Annotated in this window: 3 protein-coding genes; all 3 read right to left on the bottom strand. The window is 62.9% G+C overall.

Features of this window, described 5'->3' with window-relative positions; genetic code table 11:
* On the bottom strand, positions 1-1,552 hold a 1,552-nt coding region (locus WCA85_RS24625), incomplete at its 3' end, for a methyl-accepting chemotaxis protein (protein WP_424067467.1).
* A gap of 43 nt (positions 1,553-1,595) precedes the next feature.
* A complete protein-coding gene (cheW, locus tag WCA85_RS24620; protein WP_424067466.1) occupies positions 1,596-2,129 on the bottom strand; it encodes a chemotaxis protein CheW in 534 nt (177 codons plus the stop codon).
* 63 nt (positions 2,130-2,192) lie between these two features.
* The coding region (locus WCA85_RS24615) for a chemotaxis protein CheW (RefSeq protein WP_424067465.1) at positions 2,193-3,504 on the bottom strand (1,312 nt) is incomplete at its 5' end.

Here is a 3,504-nt window from a genome sequence, read left to right as displayed (position 1 = left end):
CCTGCACGCGCCAACCACCCACCACCGTCTGCAACTGGCGCGTCTGTTCTTCGAGCGAGGCCGCAGCCGCAGCCGCTTCTTCGACCAGCGCGGCATTCTGCTGCGTGACTTCGTCCATCTGTACCACGGCGCGGTTGACCTGCTCGATGCCCGTCGACTGTTCTTCGGACGCCGCGCTGATCTCGCCCATGATGTCGGTCACACGACGCACGGCCTGGACGATCTCTTCCATCGTCGAACCGGCGCGGCCCACGAGTGCCGAACCACTTTGCACCTTGTCGACCGAGTCGCCGATCAGTTCCTTGATTTCCTTCGCCGCACTGGCGCTACGCTGCGCGAGGCTGCGCACTTCGCCGGCCACCACTGCAAAGCCGCGGCCCTGTTCGCCGGCGCGTGCCGCCTCGACCGCCGCGTTCAACGCGAGGATGTTGGTCTGGAAGGCGATGCCTTCGATCACGCCGATGATGTCGACCACCTTGTTCGAACTGGTGGCGATGTCCTGCATCGTGTGTACGACCTGGCCCACTACGTCGCCGCCACGCGTGGCGATGTCCGACGCGTTGACCGCCAGTTGGCTCGCCTGGCGCGCGTTCTCGGCGTTCTGCCGAACGGTTCCCGTCAGTTGCTCCATGCTCGACGCGGTTTGTTGCAGCGATGCGGCCTGCTGTTCGGTGCGCTGCGACAGATCGGTATTGCCCATCGCGATTTCACGCGCGCCGGTATCGATGGATTCGGTGCTGCTGTGCACCGCCGTCACCATCGTGGCGAGACTGTCCTGCATCCGCTTGATGCCGCTGAACAGCCGGCCAATCTCATTGGTGCTCGACACGTCGACCGGCTGCGTCAGATCGCCATCGGCAATGCGTTCGAAACAGTCAGTCGCGTCCTTGAGCGGCTGGACGATCAGCCCGCGCAACGCAAGGCGAATTAGCACCACCAGCACCAGTGCGAACGCAGCCACCGCGAAAATCAGCGTCGTCATCAACGCGACGCTCGACTGCGCAGCAGACTGTTCATCCATTGAGCGCTGTTGCAAGGCCTTCGCCACCGCCGAGGCGGAAGCGTCGTAGGCGATGAACAGCGGGCTGATCTTCGTATCGGCAATCGCGTGAAAACCGGGTTGATCGTTGGCACGCAGCGCGGCGAATTCCGGATCGACGCCGTCATGCATCACCGTGGCGCGTCGCGCCGTCAGATCGTCGAGCAACGCCTGATCGAGGCCTGCCTTGGGCGCATCCAGGAACGCTTGCCAGCTCTGGTTACCCTGGTTGAGCAGATCCTGCGCACGGTCCAGCACGGTCTTCGCTTCGTCAGCGTTGCCGGCGGCGATCAGCGTGTTGTAGCGGTCCACGGCAATGCGCGAACGCAGCAGAAAGCCCGATGCGTCGTCGAGTGCATGAATGGCCACCAGATCGCCGCCCGCGATGCCATCGAGCGATTGGCTGGCGTGACGCAGCGCAGTCAGCCCGAGCGCACCGACCACGATCGTCAGCGCCGCCAGAACGATTCCGACCACGGTCAACGACGTACGAATTGACCACCTGCTTAGCATCTTGATGCTCCCTGTTGTCCAGTCATGGATACGCCGACGGCGTTTAGCCGCCGATCGACTCGATCAGTGCCATTTCGCGGCTGGTCATCAGTTTTTCGATGTCCATCAGAATCAGCATGCGGCCGTCGACCGTACCCAGACCCGTCAGATATTCAGTCGTTAGCGTCGCGCCAAACTCCGGCGCCGGCATGATCTGGTCGGTGGCGAGCGTCAGCACGTCGGACACGCCGTCCACCACCATCCCGACCACGCGATGCGCGACGTTCAGGATGATCACGACGGTCTGATGGTCGTAGTCGACGCGGCCAAGGTGAAACTTGATGCGCATGTCGACGATCGGCACGATGATGCCGCGCAGATTGATCACGCCCTTGATGAACTCAGGCGCGTTGGCGATGCGCGTGACGCTGTCGTAACCGCGAATCTCCTGCACCTTGAGAATGTCGATGCCGTACTCTTCCGCGCCCAGTGTGAAGACGAGGAATTCCTGACCGCCGGCGTCTGCCTGCGCATCGCGGCGGCCATTCGTACCGCTCGCGTTAGCAACGCTCGAATTGATGGATTGGACTTCTGCCACGTTAGCCCCCAAACGGTTGGGATGAAATTGGTTAAGTAAAAAGCTGCAAAAGGGGACGCGAGGTTACGCGAGCGCCATGGCGCCGTGGGCGGCCCGAGTCTCGCGATTCAACGCGGCCACGTCCACGATCAGCGCGACACTGCCGTCGCCGAGAATGGTCGCGGCAGAAATGCCGTGCACCTTGCGGTAATTCGTTTCGAGGTTCTTCACCACCACCTGCTGCTGGCCGACCAGTTCGTCGATCAGCATGGCGAAGCGCCGTCCTTCCGTTTGCATGATGGTGACGATGCCCTGGGTCGGTTCGGACTTGGCGTCGGCCACGGAGAACACTTCGTGCAGCGCGACGAGCGGCAGATATTCGCCGCGCACCCGCACCACGCGTTCGCCAGCAGCCACGGTGTAGATGTCCTCGGCTTGCGGTTGCAGTGACTCCATCACGAAGTTCAGCGGCAAGATGAAGATCTCGTTGCCCACCTTCACTGACATGCCGTCGAGAATCGCCAGCGTGAGCGGCAACACGATGCGCGTGGTGCTGCCTTTGCCGGCGTGCGAGGTGATTTCGACGTGACCGCCCATCGACTGGATGTTGCGCTTCACCACGTCCATCCCGACACCGCGCCCCGAGACGTCTGTTACCTGCTCAGCCGTCGAGAAGCCAGGCAGGAAAATCAGGTTCCACACTTCGTCGTCGGTCATGCTTTCGCTGACCTGCATGCCTTGCTTGGCCGCCTTGGCGAGAATCTTGTCGCGGCGCAGGCCGGCGCCGTCGTCGCTGACTTCGATTACGATGTTGCCGCCGTGATGCGCGGCGGACAGCACCAGTTGACCGGTCGAATCCTTGCCCGCCGCACGCCGTGCTTCCACCGTTTCGATGCCGTGATCGAGACTGTTGCGCACGAGGTGGGTCAGCGGATCGATGATGCGTTCGATCAGGCTCTTGTCGAGTTCGGTCGCCTGACCGAAGGTGACGAGTTCAACTTCCTTGCCGAGTTTTGCCGCGAGATCGCGCACCAGACGCGGGAAGCGGCTGAACACGTAATCCATCGGCATCATGCGGATCGACATCACCGCTTCCTGCAGATCGCGGGCATTGCGCTCCAGTTGCGCCATGCCGTTGAATAGGCGGTCGTGAAGCGCCGGATCGAAGGCGCTGGTGGTCTCGGCGAGCATCGCCTGGGTGATCACCAGTTCGCCGACCAGGTTGATCAGCTGGTCGACCTTCTCGACGCCCACGCGAATCGAACTGCCTTCGGCGGCCGCTGCCGCAGCGGGACGCGCCTTGCGGTCATTCTCCGTACCAGCTGACGATCCATTAGCCGCCGCGGCCGCAACCGCAGGAGCGGCTGCCGGACTCGGCGCCGGCGCAGCCGGTGCC

The organism is Paraburkholderia sp., assembly GCF_049581445.1.
Classification (GTDB): domain Bacteria; phylum Pseudomonadota; class Gammaproteobacteria; order Burkholderiales; family Burkholderiaceae; genus Paraburkholderia.
Note: the sequence above shows the minus strand (reverse complement) of the source record. Positions and strands in the feature narration are given on the sequence as shown.